Source organism: Nocardioides sp. LHG3406-4 (assembly GCF_049897745.1).
Lineage (GTDB): Bacteria > Actinomycetota > Actinomycetes > Propionibacteriales > Nocardioidaceae > Nocardioides.
The window spans coordinates 282,971-299,241 of record NZ_JAFCWV010000002.1 but is presented as its reverse complement, the minus strand read 5'-3'; the positions used below and the strand labels follow the sequence as shown (position 1 = coordinate 299,241).

The window sequence follows — 16,271 nt, the reverse complement described above, 5'->3', positions numbered from 1 at the left end:
GCCCGGTCAGGCCAGCACAGCCGCGGTCAGCCGCGACAGTGGCTCGGAGAGGGCGTTGACGGCGTCGGACAGCCCCTTGATCTCGTCCTGGGCCAGGTCGTCGTAGAGCACGAAGCCGTCGCCCTCGCGCTGCTCGTCGAGCAGCACCTGCAGCTCGTCGAAGCGGGTCTGCAGCTGCTCGGCGAGGTCGGCGTCCTTCTGCTCCAGGATGGGCTTGACGCCTTCGAAGCCCACCTTGGCGCCGTCGACGTTGGCCTGGAAGTCGTAGAGGTCGGTGCGCGACCAGTACTCCTCCTCGCCGGTCACCTTGCCGCTGGCGACCTCCTCGAGCAGGCCGCGCGAGCCGTTGGCGATCTCGTCGATCGTGTAGGTCAGCTTCTGGATGCGGCTGTCCAGGGTCTTGGTGTTGGCGAGCAGGTCGTCGGCGTACGCCGCCCGCTGCTTGGTCGTCAGTGGCTGGTAGCCCTCGGCGCGCTGGGGCCAGAGGTCCTTCTCGATGAGGTGCCAGCCGGTCCACTTCTCACCGGGCGCCAGGTCGGCCTCGCGGGCGTCCATCTTGGGGTCGAGGTCACCGAACGACTCGGCGACCGTCTCGATGCGCTCCCAGTGGGTGCGAGCGTCGGCGTACAGGTCGCGGGCCGCGTCGTCGTCACCCGCCCGGTAGCGGTCGACGAACTGCTGAGTCTTCGCGAGCAGCTGTGCGGACTGGTCCTCGACGTACGCCGCGTAGTTGTCCTGCGCCTGGTCGATGAGCTCCTGGTCGTCGGCGCTGACGGCGGCCGCCTCGGCGGACTCGGTCACGGTGAAGTCGGCGCGGATGCCCTCGCCCTTCATGCCCGGCTTGCAGGCGGTGATGTACCGGCCGGCAGGCACCTGGGTGGTCAGCGGCTTGGTGCTCTGCGGGCCGACGTTCTCGACCTCGGCGACGATCTGCAGGCCGTCCTCGGCCAGGAGGTAGAACTCCGTCACGTCGCTGCCGGAGTTGGCCACGTTGAAGGTCAGGGGCCCGGCCGGCGCCTCGGTGCCCGACAGGGCGCAGGCGTCGTCGGAGGAGTCGACCGCGACCGTGCGCGCGTCGGCGCTACCGCTCTCGCCTTCGGACTGCTTGGTGCTCTCGGTGCCGCAGGCGGCCAGGACGGGGAGGGCGACGAGCAACGTCGCGACGAGGGTGCGCTTCACGGGTGTCCTTCGGTGTCTTGTGCGGATCAGGCGACGGGAACGGACTCGGGGGCCGGTCGCGGCGCTGCCGAGCGGTGGTTGATCATCCAGAGGAACAGGGCCAGCACGGGCACGACGTAGAGAACCCACACGGACGCCTCGAGGTAGGTCGGGCTGGGCGTGAAGTTGAACAGCCCCGCCAGCAGCGAGCCGTACCAGGAGCTGGCGTTGAGGTAGCCGGAGATGTCGAAGAGGTGGTGGCCGCTGCCGGGCAGGGCGCCAGTCTCCTGGAGGTCGTGAACGCCGTACGAGAGCACGCCCGCGGCCACCAGGATGAGCAGTGCGCCGGTCCAGGCGAAGAAGCGGCTGAGGTTGACGGTGATCGCGCCGCGGTAGATGAACCAGCCGACGACCATGGCCACGAGGATGCCCAGGATCGCCGCGACCAGCGGCCCGGAGGTGGTCTCGAAGCCCTCGGGCATGTCGCGACCGGTGGCGTTGCGGGTGTTGGTCCACAAGATGCCCGCGGTCTCCATGCCTTCGCGGCCGACGGCCAGGAAGGCGATGACGACGAGGGAGAGCGGGCTGTCGGCGGCGTCGTCGATGCGCCCGCGGAGGTTGCGAGCGATGGTCTTGGCGGCGCCCGCCATCCAGAAGACCATCCACGTCACGAAGGCCGCGGCGAGCAGCGACATCGTGCCGCCGAGGAGCTCCTGGGAGCGGAAGTCGAGCTGGCGGGACTGGAAGCCGAGCAGCAGCGTGCACGCGACACTCAACCCGATCGCGGAGGCCACCCCGAGCCAGATCCAGCGGAGCAGGTGACGACGATCAGACTTGACCAGGTAGGCCACGAGGATGCTGACGACCAGCGAGGCCTCGAGCCCCTCACGCAGTCCGATGAGGAAGTTGGCGAACACGGAGCCGATGCTACGGTGTTCCTTAGGTATGCCTAACCTATGTTCGACGTGGCGTCGGCCACACTCTCAGATCGCGCAGCCGTCGGGGCCGCAGGTCTCGGCGTCCCCGCCACCGACCATGCTCAGTCGCGGCTGCGAGTCGGCCCACGCCTGCTCGAGCACCCGGCCGAAGACCTCGGCCGGCTGGGCGCCGGACACGCCGTACTTCGCGTCGACGACGTAGAACGGCACTCCGGTGGCGCCGTAGGCCTGGGCCCGGGCGACGTCGGCCCGCACGTCCTCGGCGTACTCGTCGGAGGCCAGCACCTCCTCGACGCGCGCGGGATCAAGTCCGGCAGCGGTCGCGGCGGCGCGCAGCACGTCGTGGTCGCCGATGTTCTCGGCGCGCACGAAGTACGCCGCCAGCAGCGCCTCCTTGAGCTCGGCCTGCACCGCGGGACCGCCGGTCGCCAGCGCCAGGTGCAGCACCCGGTGGGCGTCGAGGGTGTTGGTGTGGACGGTGTCGAAGAGCCGGAGCTCCAGACCCTCCGCCGCCCCGGCCTCGATGAGCTGCTGCTTCATCTGCCGCGTCTCGGCCTCACTGAGACCGTACTTGCGGGCGGTCACCCCCAGGGTCGGCTCGTGCCCGTGGTGCGGGGCACTGGGGTCGAGCTCGAACGAGCGGTAGACGACCTCGACCTCGTCGCGGTGGGCGAACCCGGCGAGCGCGGACTCCAGCCGGCGCTTCCCGACGTAGCACCACGGACAGACGACGTCGGACCAGATCTCGATTTGCATGACTGGTCCAACGTCGTCGCTGCCGCTTCTCTTCCCGCCCGCCCCGCTGCCGGGCCGGGGTGCTCAGCTCCGGGCGGATGTGCCCTCGACGTAGTCGGAGTCGTGGCTCTTGACCCAGGCCATCAGCTTGCGCAGCTCGCGGCCGGTGGCCTCGATCGGGTGCGCCTCCGACTCCTCGCGGAACTTCTTGAACTCCGGAGCGCCGGCGTCCTGGTCGTCGATGAAGCGCTGCGCGAACGAGCCGTTCTTGATGTCCTCGAGGACGGCGAGCATGTTCTGCTTCACATCGGGGGTGATGACGCGCGGGCCAGACACGTAGTCGCCGTACTCGGCGGTGTCGGATACCGACCAGCGCTGCTTGGCGATGCCGCCCTCGTACATGAGGTCGACGATCAGCTTGAGCTCGTGCAGGCACTCGAAGTAGGCGACCTCGGGCTGGTAGCCGGCCTCGGTGAGGACCTCGAAGCCGTACTGCACCAGCTGGCTCGCGCCGCCGCAGAGCACGGCCTGCTCGCCGAAGAGGTCGGTCTCGGTCTCCTCGGTGAACGTCGTCTTGATGCCGCCGGCGCGCAGGCCACCGATCGCCTTGGCGTAGGAGAGCGCGAGCGGCCAGGTCTGGCCCGAGGTGTCCGCCTCCACGGCGACGAGCACGGGCACGCCGCGGCCGTCGACGTACTCGCGGCGCACGAGGTGGCCGGGGCCCTTGGGGGCGACCATGAACACGTCGACGCCCTCGGGCGGGGTGATGTAGCCGAAGCGGATGTTGAAGCCGTGGCCGAACACCAGGGTGTCGCCGGGCGTCAGGTTGGGCTCGACGTCGTTCTTGTAGAGGTCCCGCTGCTTGTGGTCGGGCGCGAGGATGACGATGACGTCGGCCTCCTCGACCGCCTCGGCGGGCGTCAGCACGCGCAGGCCCTCGGCCTCCGCCTTGGCACGGCTCTTCGAGCCCTCGGGCAGGCCGATGCGGACGTCGACACCGGAGTCGCGCAGGCTCAGGGAGTGGGCGTGGCCCTGGCTCCCGTAGCCGAGCACGGCCACGTTCTTGCCCTGGATCAGGGACAGGTCGGCGTCGTCGTCGTAGTACATCTCAGCCACTGTGCGGCTCTCCTTGTGTCGGGGACTGCGTCGGACTTGCGTTGGGATGGTGGGGGGTTCGTGGGCGTGTCGTGAGGTTTGTGGCCCGGGTGAGGGCCACGAACCCCTGGAGTCACCGGATATCCGGTGACTCCGAAGCCGGTCAGCCGGCCCGCGCCGGCGCGATCGGCACGGGTCGGACGGTGCGTTCGGTGATGGATCGGCTGCCGCGGCCGATCGCGACCATGCCGGACTGCACCAGCTCGCGGATGCCGAAGGGCTGGAGTACGGCGAGGCACGCGGCCAGCTTGTCGGTGTTGCCGGTGACCTCGATGGTGACGGCGTCGAGCGTCACGTCGACGACCTTCGCCTCGAAGAGCTGGACGGCGTCGAGCACCTGCCCGCGGGTGTCGGCGTTCGCCTTCACCTTCACGAGCAGCAGCTCCCGGTTGACCGATGCCGTGCCGTCGAGCTCGACGATCTTGATGACCTCGACGAGCTTGTTGAGCTGCTTGGTCACCTGCTCGAGCGGGGACTCCTCGACCGCGACCACGATCGTCATCCGGGAGACCTCGGGGTCCTCGGTCGGCCCCACGGCGAGGCTGTCGATGTTGTAGCCGCGGCGGCTGAAGAGGCCGGCGATGCGGGCCAGGACGCCCGGCTTGTTCTCCACCAGGACGCTCAGGGTGTGCTTGCTCATCGCTCCTCCTCGTTCGCTCGCGGCGCGAGCGCCGGCGCCGTGCTCCCGGCCGGCCCGCGCTGCTCGCGCGCTCTCGCGCCGCTCACAGGTCGTCCTGGTCGAACTCGGGTGCCAGGTCGCGGGCGTACTTGATCTCGTCGTTGCTCGTGCCGGCAGCCACCATCGGCCACACCATCGCGTCGCGGTGGACCCGGAAGTCGACGACGACGGGCTGGTCGTCGATCGCCATCGCCTTCTCGATCGTGGCGTCCACGTCGTCGGGGGTGTCACAGGACAGGCCGACGCAGCCGTAGGCCTCGGCGAGCTTGACGAAGTCGGGGATGCGCACGGCGCCCCCACCACGCTGCAGGTTCGTGTTGGAGTAGCGCTCGTTGTAGAAGAGCGTCTGCCACTGCCGGACCATGCCGAGGGCCTCGTTGTTGATGATCGCCACCTTGATCGGGATGCCCTCGATGGCGCAGGTGGCCAGCTCCTGGTTGGTCATCTGGAAGCACCCGTCACCGTCGATCGACCACACGGTCGCGTCGGGACGGCCCACCTTGGCACCCATGGCGGCCGGCACGGAGAAGCCCATCGTGCCGAGGCCGCCGGAGTTGATCCAGGTGCGGGGGTTCTCGTAGCCGACGAAGTGCGCCGCCCACATCTGGTGCTGCCCCACCCCGGAGCAGTAGATCGCCTCCGGACCGGCGATGGCGCCGAGCCGCTCGAGGACGTACTGCGGAGCCAGGCTGCCGTCGGCGGGAGTGTCGTAGCCGAGCGGGTAGGTCTTCTTGACGCCTGCGACGAAGTCGACCCACTGCTCGTAGTCACCGACGCGTCCGGCCTCGGCCTCGGCCCGCAGCGCCACGACCAGGTCGCCGATGACCTCGCGGCAGTCGCCCACGATCGGGACGTCGACGTGCCGGTTCTTGCCGATCTCGGCCGGGTCGATGTCGGCATGGATCACCCGGGCGAGCGGCGCGAACGAGTCGAGGTTGCCGGTCACTCGGTCGTCGAAGCGGGCACCCAGGCTGATGATCAGGTCGCTGCGCTGCAGCCCGGCCACCGCGGCGACCGTGCCGTGCATGCCGGGCATGCCGAGGTGCTGCGGGTGGCTGTCGGGGAACGCGCCGCGCGCCATCAGCGTCGTGACCACGGGGATGCCGGTGAGCTCGGCCAGCTCGCGCAGCTCCCGGGACGCGGCCGCGCGGATCACGCCGCCGCCGACGTAGAGCACGGGGCGCTTCGCCTCGAGCATCAGCCGGCTCGCCTCACGGATCTGCTTGCTGTGCGGGCGGGTCACCGGCCGGTAGCCGGGCAGCGACAGCTCACTGGGCCACGTGAACGTGGTCATCGACTGCAGCGCCGACTTCGCGATGTCGACCAGCACCGGACCGGGTCGACCGGTCGAGGCGATGTGGAACGCCTCGGCGATCGTGCGCGGGATGTCGGCCGGGTCCGTCACCAGGAAGTTGTGCTTGGTGACGGGCATGGTGATGCCCCGGATGTCGGCCTCCTGGAAGGCGTCGGTCCCGATCATGGCGGCCCCGACCTGACCGGTCACCGCCACCAGCGGCACGGAGTCCATGTGGGCGTCGGCCAGGGGCGTGACGAGGTTGGTGGCTCCCGGCCCGGAGGTGGCCATGCAGACCCCCACGCGGCCCGTCGCCGCGGCGTACCCCTGGGCGGCGTGCCCCGCGCCCTGCTCGTGGCGTACGAGGATGTGCCGGATCTGGGTGGAGTCCATCAGCGGGTCGTACGCCGGCAGGATGGCGCCGCCCGGGATGCCGAAGATCGTGTCCGTGCCTGCGCACTCCAGCGCCGTGACCAGGCTCTGCGCGCCGGTCATCTCCGCGCCCTGCTCGCTCATCTCGGTTCCTCATCGTGGTTGCTCGGCCAACAAAAAACCCCTCGACCCGGTGGGCAACGAGGGGTGACGCGTGAGTTAGCTGGGGCCAAGGCCTCAGCTCACGCGTCGCGTGCGTACAAGAATCTCAGTGCGCATGCGCTTACCGTCCTCGTCGACGCCTCTCGTCGTCAAGTCAGTGTGCCACGCGTCTCGAATGCTGGACTTTGGGTCCCACGATGTGGTCGTGGTGCGCTACCGGCCCGCCGGCGTGCAGATGCAGGACCGGTTGCCGTCGGCGTCCTGGACGACCCAGAACGCCGGCGCCTCGGCGTCGCTGACCAGGCGGCCGCCCGCCTCCAGCACCGCCTGGAGACGCTGCTCGCCCTGGTCGCGGGGCACCCACACGTCCAGGTGGAAGCGCTGCTCGACCTCGTCCTCGGCCCGCTGGTAGTCGGGGTCGGCGTCCTGGAACCAGACCGGCGGCAGCTGACCGCTCGGGTCGACGACCTCGTTCTGCTTGGCCTCACCCCCGATGAGCGCCGCCCAGAAGGGAGCGAGCCGGCCGCCGTCGCTCGCGTCGAGCCCCAGCTCGACGCGTGCCAGCCCGGCCGGATCGGCCGGCACCCCCGCCTCGGCGGCGTAGCCGCTGATCAGCCGCGCGAGCTCGATGTCGCGCGAGGTGATGCCTCCCACGTCGTGACTGGCCAGGGTGACGGCCACCGACGGGTAGGTCAGCGTGATGTCGGGATGGTGATCGGCGTCCTCGGCGGCCGCACCGATGCGGTCGACGAGTGCCAGGCCGGTGGCGAAGTCGCCGGTGAGGAAGCGGGCGGCGATGACGCCCGGGAGCTCCCGCCAGTCGTCGAGGCCGGCAGCGGCCACCTCGTCGTGGGTCAGCCTCAGCTGGGGGTCGTCGCTCATGGCAGCACTTCCTGTCCGATGGGTCCGGGGTTGTAGGCGACTTCCCAGCGGAAGCCGTCGGGGTCGGCGAAGTAGCCGGAGTAGCCGCCCCACTCGCGCTGCTCCCCCGGCTGCACCGGGTCGGCGCCCGCCACCCGGGCCGCCGCGAGGACCCGGTCGACGCCCTCGGTGGTCGCGCAGTTGTGAGCCAGCGTGATCGGCGCGATCCCGCCGCCGCGGTTGATCGGCTGGCCGACCTCGGCCTCGAACGCCGTCTCGTCCCACAAGGACAGCACGACCCTGTCGGCGACCTTGAACATCAGCACCTCGCCCGGCACGTCGAGCGCGGGCTCCCAGGCCAGGCCGTCGGCGTAGAACGCTCGGCTGGCAGCCAGGTCGCGCACGGCGAGCGTGATGAAGCTGACGCGTTGGTCCATGTGCCTCACCCTGCCACGGGCCGCAGACAGTCGTCACCGACTCACGGTGCGCGGTTCGACCGGGTGGAAGACTTCGGGCATGTCCCTCCGCAACGCGATCCGCTCGGCGACCAGCGGGGTGCCGCGCCTGTACGCCGCGGCGCGTGGCAGCGGAGCCGGGCACCGCGAGTCGGTCGGCATGGTGGCCGCGTCGGCGGCCGCCCTGGTCATCGCCGCCCGGCGGCACCCCGCCGAGTGGCGGCAGCAGAACGCCGTACGCCACTTCTCCTGGCAGGCACTGCTAACTGCCCGCTACGGGCTGGCTGCAGCCGACGCGCTGGCGCAGGCGCACGAGCGGCGCTCCAGGGACGCCGCGGACTCGGCGGTCGACCGGGCCAACAACGTCGCCGGCCAGGAGTACGCCGCGGCCCGTGCCGACGAGCTGCGGCGCGGGAGCGTGTGGGCGACCCTGACCCGGCTCGCCGAGGTGGCCGAGGCGGAGTGGGCCGCCGGCCGGCTCAGCGGCGACCGTCCCCCCGGGCCGTGAGGTCGGACAGCGCCTGACGCTGACGACCGCCGACGTCGAAGTTGGCGTCGTCGAGCCAGCTGTCGAACGCCCGGGCGAGCCCCGGCCACTCGACGTCGGTGATCGAGAACCAGTCGGTGTCGCGGTTGCGGCCCTTGTAGACGAGCGCGTTGCGGAAGCGTCCCTCCCAGACGAAGCCCAGACGCAGGGCGGCGCGGCGCGACGGCCCGTTGAGGCTGTCGCACTTCCACTCGTAGCGCCGGTAGCCGAGGTCGTCGAAGACGTGCCGCGCGAAGAGCACCATCGCCTCCGTGGCCGACCGCGTCTGCTGGAGCGGCCGGCCGAGGATGATGCCGCCGATCTCGACCGAGCCGTTGGCGGCGTCGATCCGCGTCAGGGACGCCATGCCCGCCGGGCCGGCGTCGGTGAGGATGGTGAAGGTCACCTGGCCGGGGAGGGTCTCGCGCTGGGCGATCCGCTCGCCCAGCTCCTCGACGGAGGCCGGCTGCTCCTCGGCCCGGTAGGTCCACAGCGCGGCGTCGTCGGGCCCGCACAGGACGTCGTACAGCCCGTCGCGGTGGGCCTGCGACACGGGTTCGATCCGCACGTGCTTGCCGGTCAGGGTCACCGGACCGGGCGCGGGCCGCGCCGACCAGTCGACAAGGTCGCCGATCTTCTGGCCGTGGGCGTTGGTGCGGCTCATCTCAGCTCCTGCGTGATCTGCCGGGTGTCGCCGGACACGGTGACATGCGCGAGTGCGCCGTTGACCAGCGGGAGGTACGGCGGGACGTGCCCGCACTCGACGTCGAAGACGATCGGCAGGTCGAGCATGCCGAGGGCGTCGACCACCGCGTCGCGCTGGCTGAACTCCCCCGACGCCGGGGCGCTGGTGCGCCCGATCAGGATCGCGTCCGCGTCGTCGAACCAGCCCGCGAGCCGCAGGCCGTGCAGGTTGCGGCAGATCTCCAGCGCCGGGTCCTCGGCGGCCTCGAGGTAGACGATCAGGCCCTCGTCGGCGTGATCGCGTCCGAACCCCGCGACATCGCCGTACGGCGTCCCGGTGAGGTTGCTGGCCGTCTCGATGCAGCCGCCGACGAGCCGGCCGGTGACGTCGAGCCCGCCGCCCCCGTGCACCTCCCAGGTGCCCTCGCCGTCGAGCCGGTAGGCGTGGTCGGCGGGGTCGACCTCCCAGTCGCCGTAGCCGTTGCCCCCGAAGACACCGGTGGCGTGCTGGGTGATCGGTCCGCTGGCGGTCGCGACGTCGGTCCAGTGCACGATGCCCTCGACCGCGGTGTAGGGGGTGTCCATCAGGTTGGTGCCGTGCAGGGTCGCCCAGCCCAGGCGCAGGGTCAGCGGCAGCATCCAGGTGGTCGTGTCGGAGAAGCCGACCACCCACGTCGGCTCGGCGTCCGCGAGCGCGTCCCAGTCGATCCGGTCGACCAGGTCGATCGCGGTCTCCCCTCCCCACGGCGGCACGACGGCCCTGATCGCGGGGTCGAGCAGCATCCGGTTGAGCTCGGCCGCACGTTCCTCGACCGGCCCGCTGACGTGGCTCGGCTGCCCCATGCACTGGCCGACCTCGACGTCGTACCCACGCTCGCGCAGCCACCCCACCGCGTGGTCGAGACGCGGCTTCAGGGAGTCAGGGACCCCGCTCGACGGGCTGGTGACGCCGATGCGGTCACCGGGGCGCAACGGTCTCGGGAAGCGGAGCATGCCGCCATCCTCGCACCGTCGCCGCTCGCGGCTCACCCGGTTAACGGGCGCGCTCAGGAGAGCCGGGCCCGCACCTGCGCGAGCCCCTCGTGCACCTCGGCGAAGGACGTCGACAGCGGCGACAGCCCGATCCGGATGCCGTCGGGCTCGCGGTAGTCGGGGATGACGTCGAGCCCCCACAGGGCCGTGACGACCTGGCGCGAGCGCGGGTGCCCGAGCGTGACGTGCCCGCCCCGGCGCGCGCCGTCGCGGGGCGAGCCGACGGTGACGCCCAGCGGCACGAGCCAGGCGTCGGCCAGCGCGAGGGCGTACGACGTCAGGGCGAGCGACTTGGCCCGGACCGCGTCGATGCCGGCCTCCTCGGTCAGGTCGAGCATGTCCTGCATGGCGAGCATCCCGACGATCGCCGGGGTGCCTGAGAGGAAGCGACGGATGCCCGGGGCGGCGTCGTAGCGCGGCCCCATGGTGAAGGGGTCGGCAGCGCCCATCCAGCCCTGGATCGGCTGCGCCAGCACGCCCTGGAGCCGCGTGGCCACGTAGCCGAACGCCGGAGCGCCGGGGCCACCGTTGAGGTACTTGTACGTGCACCCGACCGCCAGGTCGGCGTCCCACCCGTCGAGGTCGACCGGCACCGCCCCGGCCGAGTGGCAGAGGTCCCACAGGACCAGGGCGCCGGCGTCGTGGGCCAACCGGGTGAGCCCGGGGCCGTCGGCCAGCCACGCCGACTTGTAGGCGACGTGGCTCAGCACCACCAGCGCGGTGTTCACGCCGAGCACAGCGGCCAGCTGCTCGGCGGTCACGCCCCCGTCGGGATCGGGCTCGATCCAGCGCAGGGTGAGGCCGCGCTCGGCGGCGACGCCCTCGGCCAGGTAGCGGTCGGTCGGGAAGTTGTCGGTGTCGACGACGATCTCGGTGCGCGCCGGGTCGGAGCGCTGCTGGTGGTCGACCGCGGCCCGCATCAGCTTGTAGAGCCAGACCGTGGTGGAGTCACCGATGGCCACCTGTCCGGGGCCGGCGCCCAGCAGCACCCGGCCCAGGCGGTCGCCCAGCGTGGTGGGCATCTCCATCCAGGTCTCCTCCCAGGCCCGGATCAGCCGGCCGCCCCACTCGTCGCGGACGAACCTGCTCAGCCGCTCGGCCGTGGCCGCCACCGGCCTGCCCAGCGAGTTGCCGTCGAAGTAGACGATCGGGCTGCTCGCACCCACGAACCGGTCGCGGAAGTGCGCCAGCTCGTCGGCTGCGTCGAGCTCGGCGGGGTCGGTGGGCGGCGCCGTGCGACCACCGATGCCGGTCACTGGAAGCTCACGAAGGACACCCCGGGCCGGATCCTGCGAACGGCCTCGGCCCTCATCCGGGGCTGGTCCTCGTCGTAGAAGAGCTTGAACCCCATCGAGAACCGCTTCGGCTTCGCCACCCGGGCGTACGTCGCCAGCTTCTGCGCTGGGGTGCCGAAGCCGTCGACGTGCAGCACCTCGGCGAGGTCGCTGCGCCGCTTGACCGAGTCGATCCCCGAGATCATGCCCGACTGGAACTGGTGCATCAGGAACAGCTTCTCCGGCAGGTCGTTGCGCTCGGTCAGGCTGTTGAGCCAGCCGGACACCTGGTTGATCTCGGCGGCACCGACCTGGCCGATGGTCTGGCCGGGCAGCTCGTCGGCGTCCATCCGCCACTCGGGGTCCAGCGCGAGGCCGACCCACGGGTCCTCCAGGGCCCATTCCCACCGCTTGGCGACGGTGAGGAAGTCGGTGCGGCCGGGCTGGAGGTCGAGCACCAACAGGGCGTTGTTGCGGTGGGCGGCGTCGATGTAGGACTGCACCAGGCTGGGCGAGATGTCGTGGCTGTAGTCGCCGTCGGTGCCCGGCGAGGTCGCCGGGTCGGCCACGGTGACGATCAGCTCGTAGACGGGCTGGAGCCGCTCGCCCTTCTGCTTGAAAGGCTTGGCAGCGCGCTTCAGCCGCGCGTGCATCGTGTCGGGATCGGTCTCGCCCAGCACGCCGAGACTGCCGGTGTTGGCGGTGCCGTAGTAGGCCACGAGGAAGCGGTCGCGACCGAACACCTCGCGTCCGCCGCCCGGCAGCGTGATCGCGCTGGTCGCCGGGGTCGCCTTGCCCGCCTGCGCGAGGACGCCTGCTGCGGCGTACGACGGCGCCTCGGCGGCAGCCGACGTCGGCGCCGTGGCGGCGAGGCCGGCGGCGGCGGTGAGCGCGAGTGTCGTCAGTGCGGCGAGTGCGGCCTCGCGAGTCCCCCGAATCATGACGCGCAGCCTAGACGTTCGAGCCCTCGTGGTGCCGACGCTCGGGCCCGGTCAGGCTGGTGCCGGGTCGTCGTCGAAGGCGGGCAGCCCGTCGATGCTGACGGCGTTCTTCTTCCGCCGGTAGGCGGCGACGCCTGCTGGCCCACGGCGCTCCATGTTCGGGGTGAGCAGGTCCCGCTCGGACTCCAGCGTCATCAGCGGGAGTGCGTAGCCGCACGAGTCGCTGACCCGATCCACCTCGACGACGATGACGGCCCGGGCCGCCGGGTTGGCCGGGAAGCGGGCCGCCCAGTCGGCCCAGTCGTCGTCGTACAGCCCGATCACCCGGGCACGACCGTGCAGCCGTACGACGTTGGGTGACCGGTCGAACGAGCAGAACATCAGGGTGATCCGGCCGTTCTGGCGGACGTGCGCGATGGTCTCGGCGCCACTGGCCGTCAGGTCGAGGTAGGCGACGGTGTGCGGGTCGACGACGACCAGCGTGTCAGCGAGCCCCTTGGGCGAGACGTTCACGTGTCCGTCCGCCTCCGACGGCGCGGTGGCGACGAAGAAGACAGGCTGCTGCTCGACGAAGGACCGCACGCGGCCATCGATCGCGTCGTACGTCTGACCCATGTGGGACGACCCCTCAGCCGCAGACCGCGCCGTGCGCCGCGCTCTGCACGACCTTGGCGTACTTGCCGAGCACCCCGCGCGTGTACTTCGGCGGGTTCGGTGCCCAGCCCTCCTGGCGGGCCTCCCAGGAGTCCGAGGAGTCGGCGAGCTCGACATCCAGGGTGCGGCCGGAGACGTCCAGGGTGATCTGGTCGCCGTCGCGCACGAAGGCGATCGGCCCGCCGTCGGCGGCCTCGGGCGCGATGTGGCCGACGCACAGGCCGGTGGTGCCTCCCGAGAACCGGCCGTCGGTGATGAGCAGGACGTCCTTGCCGAGCCCGGCGCCCTTGATCGCGCCGGTGATGGCGAGCATCTCGCGCATGCCCGGCCCGCCCTTGGGCCCCTCGTAGCGGATGACGACCACGTCGCCGGCGGTGATGGTGCCCTGCTCGAGGGCGTCCATGGCGGCCCGCTCCCCGTCGAAGACCCGGGCGGTGCCGGTGAAGGTCGACTCGTCGAAGCCTGCGCTCTTCACCACAGCCCCCTCGGGAGCCAGCGACCCCTTGAGGATCGTCAGGCCACCCGTCTTGTGGATCGGCCGGTCGAGGGGCCGGAGCACGTCGCCGTCCAGTCCGGGCGGGGCGAGGTCGGCGAGGTTCTCGGCCATGGTCTTCCCGGTGACGGTGAGGCAGTCACCGTGCATGAGCCCGGCGTCGAGGAGCGCCTTCATCACGACCGGGATGCCGCCGACCTTGTCGACGTCGTTCATGACGTACCTGCCGAACGGCTTGAGGTCGCCGAGGTGCGGGACCTTGTCGCCGACGCGGTTGAAGTCGTCGAGCGTCAGGTCGACCTCGGCCTCGCGGGCGATCGCGAGCAGGTGGAGCACGGCGTTGGTGGAGCCGCCGAGCGCCATGACCACCGTGATGGCGTTCTCGAACGCCTCCTTCGTCATGATCTGGCGGGCGGTGATGCCCCGGCGCAGCATCTCGACGACGGCCTCGCCCGACCTGTGCGCGAAGCCGTCGCGCCGGCGGTCGACCGCGGGCGGGGCGGCCGAGCCGGGCAGGCTCATGCCGAGGGCCTCGCCGACGGCGGCCATCGTGTTGGCGGTGTACATGCCGCCGCACGCGCCCTCCCCGGGACAGATCGCCCGCTCGATCCGGTCGACCTCCTCCCGCGTGATCTTTCCCGCCAGACAGGCTCCGACCGCCTCGAACGCATCGATGACCGTCACGTCGTTGCCGTCGACCTGGCCCGGCATGGTCGAGCCGGCGTAGAGGAAGACGCTGGCCAGGTCGAGGCGGGCGGCGGCCATCATCATGCCCGGCAGCGACTTGTCGCAGCCGGCCAGCAGCACCGAGCCGTCCAGCCGCTCGGCCATCATCACGGTCTCGACGGAGTCGGCGATGACCTCACGCGAGACCAGTGAGAAGTGCATGCCCTCGTGGCCCATGGAGATGCCGTCGGAGACCGAGATGGTGCCGAACTCCAGCGGGTAGCCCCCGGCGGCGTGCACGCCGTTCTTCACGGCCTTGGCGAGCCGGTCCAGGGAAAGGTTGCACGGGGTGATCTCGTTCCACGAGGACGCGACGCCGATCTGCGACTTGCCCCAGTCGTCGTCGCCCATGCCCACCGCGCGCAGCATCCCGCGCGCGGCGGTCTTCTCGAGGCCGTCGGTGACGTCGCGCGAGCGGGGCTTGATGTCGGGACCGCCATCGGAGGTAAGCGTCATGGCACCGAGGCTAGCGGCCCCGCGTGACGGCGCAGTCGCCGTCTCGCCGGGCCGGCGCGAGCACCGTCGTACGGCGAGGCGCTCAGGACTCGGCGGCGGCCTTGAGCCGGGCGAGTCCCCTGTCGAAGTCCTTGGCGACCGCCTTGTCGAAGTAGACCTTGCCGAGGAACGACATCAGGGCGTTGCGCTCACCGCCCATGGACCACGTGACGACCGTGCCGCTGGCGGTGGGGGCGAGCGTGAACGTCGTGAGGTAGGCGGCCTTGAACGGCTTCAGGAAGGACAGGTCGATGGCGATGCGCGCGGGGCTCGACTCGGTGATCTCCATGTCGCCGGACCCCGCCTTGGAGTTGCCCTGCCAGTGGTAGTGGGCGCCGACGCCCCGGTCGCGCCCGGTGTAGCTGCGCTGCATGTCAGGGTCGACGTCCTCCCACGGCGACCAGGCCGGCCACTCGCGGAAGTCGTCGATCAGTGCGTGCACCCGGCCCGGGTCGGCGTCGATCCGGGCCGACCGGGAGAGCTCGAAGGTGGCCATGTCGGTGATCCTCTGCCCGACGGGTCCGCCGTGCAACCCCCACCCGTCAGTCGAGGACCGCGGCCCGGACCACCATCACGTCGGGCAGCTCGGCGTGGATCTGCCGCCACGACTCGCCCTCGTCGGCCGAGGCCCACAGGCCGCCGTTGCGGCCCCCGAAGTAGAGCCCGACCTGCTCGTGGTCGTCGGTGCACATCGCGTCGCGCATGACGGCCGTGTAGTACTCGTCGGGCAACCACCCCTCCCCGAGCGGCTCCCACGACGAGCCGGCGTCGCGGGTGCGGTAGACCCGGGCCTTCGCGTCGACCGGCCAGCGGGCGCCGGCGTCGGCGATCGGGAAGGAGAAGGCCGTGTCCGGCTGGTGCGGGTGCACGACCATGGCGAACCCGAACTCGGTGGGCAGCCCGGGCGCGATGTCCTGCCAGGAGCCGCCGCCGTCGTCGGAGTGGTAGACGCCGCCGTGGTTCTGGAGGAAGAGGCGGTCCGGCGCCGAAGGATGGCGGGCCACCTTGTGCACGCACTGACCGAACTCCGGGTAACTGCGCTCCCCCGGCATGAACTCGGCCTTGACGCCTGTGTTGGAGGGCGCCCACGTCTCCCCGCCGTCGTGGGTGCGGTAGACGCCGCCGGTCGAGATCGCGGCGAGCACCGCGTCTCCGTCGGTGGGGTGCGGCAGGATCGTGTGGAACGCTTGGCCGCCGTACCCCGCGCCCCACTCCGTGCGGTGGGGGTGGTCCCAGAGGCCGCGCACGAGGTCGAAGCGCTCGCCGCCGTCGGTGGACTTGAAGATCGCGCCCGGCTCGGTGCCGGCCCACACGACGCCGTCCTCGGCGCCGGGCGTCAACTGCCAGATGCGGGCAAGGGTCGCACCGGAGTCCTCGGGGAAGCGGATCGCGCCGTTCGGGGTCTCGTCCCACTTCTCGCCGAGGTCGTCGGAGCGCCAGACCTGCGGTCCGAGCCAGCTCGACGAGGCCCCGGCCAGCAACCGTGGCTTGTCGCCGCGCCGGTCGACCAGGACGGAGTAGACCTCCTCCATGGGGAAGTGCGGGCCGGTCCAGGACCACTCCTGCCTGGCCTCGTCGGACCTGCCGATCCACATGCCCTTGCGCGTACCCACCATCAACAACGTCGTGCTCATCAG

At 71.2% G+C, this 16,271-nt stretch carries 17 protein-coding genes; 1 reads left to right on the top strand and 16 read right to left on the bottom strand.

From position 1 onward, the window contains the following. Positions 1 to 6 precede the first annotated feature (6 nt). The 8 genes from efeO to ACP7BP_RS07400 all read right to left on the bottom strand — a co-directional run bounded on the left by efeO (position 7) and on the right by ACP7BP_RS07400 (position 7,791). Positions 7 to 1,179: an iron uptake system protein EfeO gene (gene efeO / locus ACP7BP_RS07435; RefSeq protein ID WP_426243935.1), complete on the bottom strand. Its 1,173-nt coding sequence runs from the start codon at positions 1,177 to 1,179 to the stop codon at positions 7 to 9. 26 nt (positions 1,180 to 1,205) lie between these two features. Beyond that, complete coding sequence (gene efeU, locus ACP7BP_RS07430; RefSeq protein WP_426243934.1) at positions 1,206 to 2,075, bottom strand: iron uptake transporter permease EfeU; 870 nt, start codon at positions 2,073 to 2,075, stop codon at positions 1,206 to 1,208. Positions 2,076 to 2,141: 66 nt separating this feature from the next. Then, positions 2,142 to 2,852: a DsbA family oxidoreductase gene (locus ACP7BP_RS07425; RefSeq protein ID WP_426243933.1), complete on the bottom strand. Its 711-nt coding sequence runs from the start codon at positions 2,850 to 2,852 to the stop codon at positions 2,142 to 2,144. A gap of 63 nt (positions 2,853 to 2,915) precedes the next feature. Next, on the bottom strand, positions 2,916 to 3,947 hold the full coding sequence (gene ilvC / locus ACP7BP_RS07420) for a ketol-acid reductoisomerase (RefSeq protein ID WP_426243932.1): 1,032 nt from the start codon (positions 3,945 to 3,947) through the stop codon (positions 2,916 to 2,918). Positions 3,948 to 4,089: 142 nt separating this feature from the next. Then, the gene (gene ilvN / locus ACP7BP_RS07415; RefSeq protein WP_426243931.1) at positions 4,090 to 4,626 is read right to left on the bottom strand and encodes an acetolactate synthase small subunit; all 537 of its coding nucleotides are present in this window, start codon (positions 4,624 to 4,626) and stop codon (positions 4,090 to 4,092) included. An 82-nt stretch (positions 4,627 to 4,708) separates the two neighbouring features. Beyond that, positions 4,709 to 6,475, bottom strand: coding sequence for an acetolactate synthase large subunit (locus tag ACP7BP_RS07410; RefSeq protein ID WP_426243930.1), 1,767 nt, complete (start codon positions 6,473 to 6,475; stop codon positions 4,709 to 4,711). A 231-nt stretch (positions 6,476 to 6,706) separates the two neighbouring features. Beyond that, positions 6,707 to 7,375, bottom strand: a complete 669-nt coding sequence (locus ACP7BP_RS07405; protein ID WP_426243929.1) for a 4a-hydroxytetrahydrobiopterin dehydratase — start codon at positions 7,373 to 7,375, stop codon at positions 6,707 to 6,709. Beyond that, positions 7,372 to 7,791, bottom strand: a complete 420-nt coding sequence (locus ACP7BP_RS07400) for a VOC family protein (RefSeq protein ID WP_426243928.1) — start codon at positions 7,789 to 7,791, stop codon at positions 7,372 to 7,374. Before ACP7BP_RS07400 ends, ACP7BP_RS07405 begins: the two co-directional genes overlap by 4 nt. 79 nt (positions 7,792 to 7,870) lie before the next feature. Between ACP7BP_RS07400 and ACP7BP_RS07395 the strand changes: the two genes are divergently transcribed. Beyond that, positions 7,871 to 8,317 (top strand): DUF6973 domain-containing protein, encoded by a 447-nt coding sequence (locus ACP7BP_RS07395; RefSeq protein ID WP_426243927.1) that lies wholly within the window; start codon positions 7,871 to 7,873, stop codon positions 8,315 to 8,317. On the opposite strand, the gene ACP7BP_RS07390 is transcribed toward ACP7BP_RS07395, so the two are convergent. From ACP7BP_RS07390 to ACP7BP_RS07355, 8 genes are all read right to left on the bottom strand, one after another. Continuing rightward, positions 8,289 to 8,999, bottom strand: a complete 711-nt coding sequence (locus ACP7BP_RS07390) for a GNAT family N-acetyltransferase (protein ID WP_426243926.1) — start codon at positions 8,997 to 8,999, stop codon at positions 8,289 to 8,291. The two genes, ACP7BP_RS07395 and ACP7BP_RS07390, sit on opposite strands and share 29 nt — an antisense overlap. Next, positions 8,996 to 10,012 (bottom strand): S66 family peptidase, encoded by a 1,017-nt coding sequence (locus ACP7BP_RS07385; protein ID WP_426243925.1) that lies wholly within the window; start codon positions 10,010 to 10,012, stop codon positions 8,996 to 8,998. Before ACP7BP_RS07385 ends, ACP7BP_RS07390 begins: the two co-directional genes overlap by 4 nt. Positions 10,013 to 10,065: 53 nt before the next feature. Then, positions 10,066 to 11,307 (bottom strand): kynureninase, encoded by a 1,242-nt coding sequence (locus ACP7BP_RS07380; RefSeq protein WP_426243924.1) that lies wholly within the window; start codon positions 11,305 to 11,307, stop codon positions 10,066 to 10,068. Next, positions 11,304 to 12,266, bottom strand: coding sequence for a hypothetical protein (locus tag ACP7BP_RS07375; RefSeq protein WP_426243923.1), 963 nt, complete (start codon positions 12,264 to 12,266; stop codon positions 11,304 to 11,306). Before ACP7BP_RS07375 ends, ACP7BP_RS07380 begins: the two co-directional genes overlap by 4 nt. A gap of 51 nt (positions 12,267 to 12,317) precedes the next feature. Next, positions 12,318 to 12,881 (bottom strand): pyridoxamine 5'-phosphate oxidase family protein, encoded by a 564-nt coding sequence (locus ACP7BP_RS07370; protein ID WP_426243922.1) that lies wholly within the window; start codon positions 12,879 to 12,881, stop codon positions 12,318 to 12,320. A 13-nt stretch (positions 12,882 to 12,894) separates the two neighbouring features. Next, positions 12,895 to 14,595, bottom strand: coding sequence for a dihydroxy-acid dehydratase (ilvD, locus tag ACP7BP_RS07365; protein ID WP_426243921.1), 1,701 nt, complete (start codon positions 14,593 to 14,595; stop codon positions 12,895 to 12,897). Positions 14,596 to 14,677: 82 nt separating this feature from the next. After that, the gene (locus tag ACP7BP_RS07360) at positions 14,678 to 15,130 is read right to left on the bottom strand and encodes an SRPBCC family protein (RefSeq protein WP_426243920.1); all 453 of its coding nucleotides are present in this window, start codon (positions 15,128 to 15,130) and stop codon (positions 14,678 to 14,680) included. Between the two features lie 46 nt (positions 15,131 to 15,176). After that, positions 15,177 to 16,268 (bottom strand): WD40/YVTN/BNR-like repeat-containing protein, encoded by a 1,092-nt coding sequence (locus tag ACP7BP_RS07355; protein ID WP_426243919.1) that lies wholly within the window; start codon positions 16,266 to 16,268, stop codon positions 15,177 to 15,179. Between the last annotated feature and the right edge of the window lie 3 nt (positions 16,269 to 16,271).

Coding starts and splice junctions, on each gene's coding strand:
- ACP7BP_RS07425 (WP_426243933.1), bottom strand. CDS start 2,852: ATGCAAATCGAGATCTGGTCCGACGTCGTCTGTCCGTGGTGCTACGTC.
- ilvN (WP_426243931.1), bottom strand. CDS start 4,626: ATGAGCAAGCACACCCTGAGCGTCCTGGTGGAGAACAAGCCGGGCGTC.
- ACP7BP_RS07410 (WP_426243930.1), bottom strand. CDS start 6,475: ATGAGCGAGCAGGGCGCGGAGATGACCGGCGCGCAGAGCCTGGTCACG.
- ACP7BP_RS07405 (WP_426243929.1), bottom strand. CDS start 7,375: ATGAGCGACGACCCCCAGCTGAGGCTGACCCACGACGAGGTGGCCGCT.
- ACP7BP_RS07400 (WP_426243928.1), bottom strand. CDS start 7,791: ATGGACCAACGCGTCAGCTTCATCACGCTCGCCGTGCGCGACCTGGCT.
- ACP7BP_RS07395 (WP_426243927.1), top strand. CDS start 7,871: ATGTCCCTCCGCAACGCGATCCGCTCGGCGACCAGCGGGGTGCCGCGC.
- ACP7BP_RS07390 (WP_426243926.1), bottom strand. CDS start 8,999: ATGAGCCGCACCAACGCCCACGGCCAGAAGATCGGCGACCTTGTCGAC.
- ACP7BP_RS07385 (WP_426243925.1), bottom strand. CDS start 10,012: ATGCTCCGCTTCCCGAGACCGTTGCGCCCCGGTGACCGCATCGGCGTC.
- ACP7BP_RS07375 (WP_426243923.1), bottom strand. CDS start 12,266: ATGATTCGGGGGACTCGCGAGGCCGCACTCGCCGCACTGACGACACTC.
- ACP7BP_RS07370 (WP_426243922.1), bottom strand. CDS start 12,881: ATGGGTCAGACGTACGACGCGATCGATGGCCGCGTGCGGTCCTTCGTC.
- ilvD (WP_426243921.1), bottom strand. CDS start 14,595: ATGACGCTTACCTCCGATGGCGGTCCCGACATCAAGCCCCGCTCGCGC.
- ACP7BP_RS07360 (WP_426243920.1), bottom strand. CDS start 15,130: ATGGCCACCTTCGAGCTCTCCCGGTCGGCCCGGATCGACGCCGACCCG.
- ACP7BP_RS07355 (WP_426243919.1), bottom strand. CDS start 16,268: ATGAGCACGACGTTGTTGATGGTGGGTACGCGCAAGGGCATGTGGATC.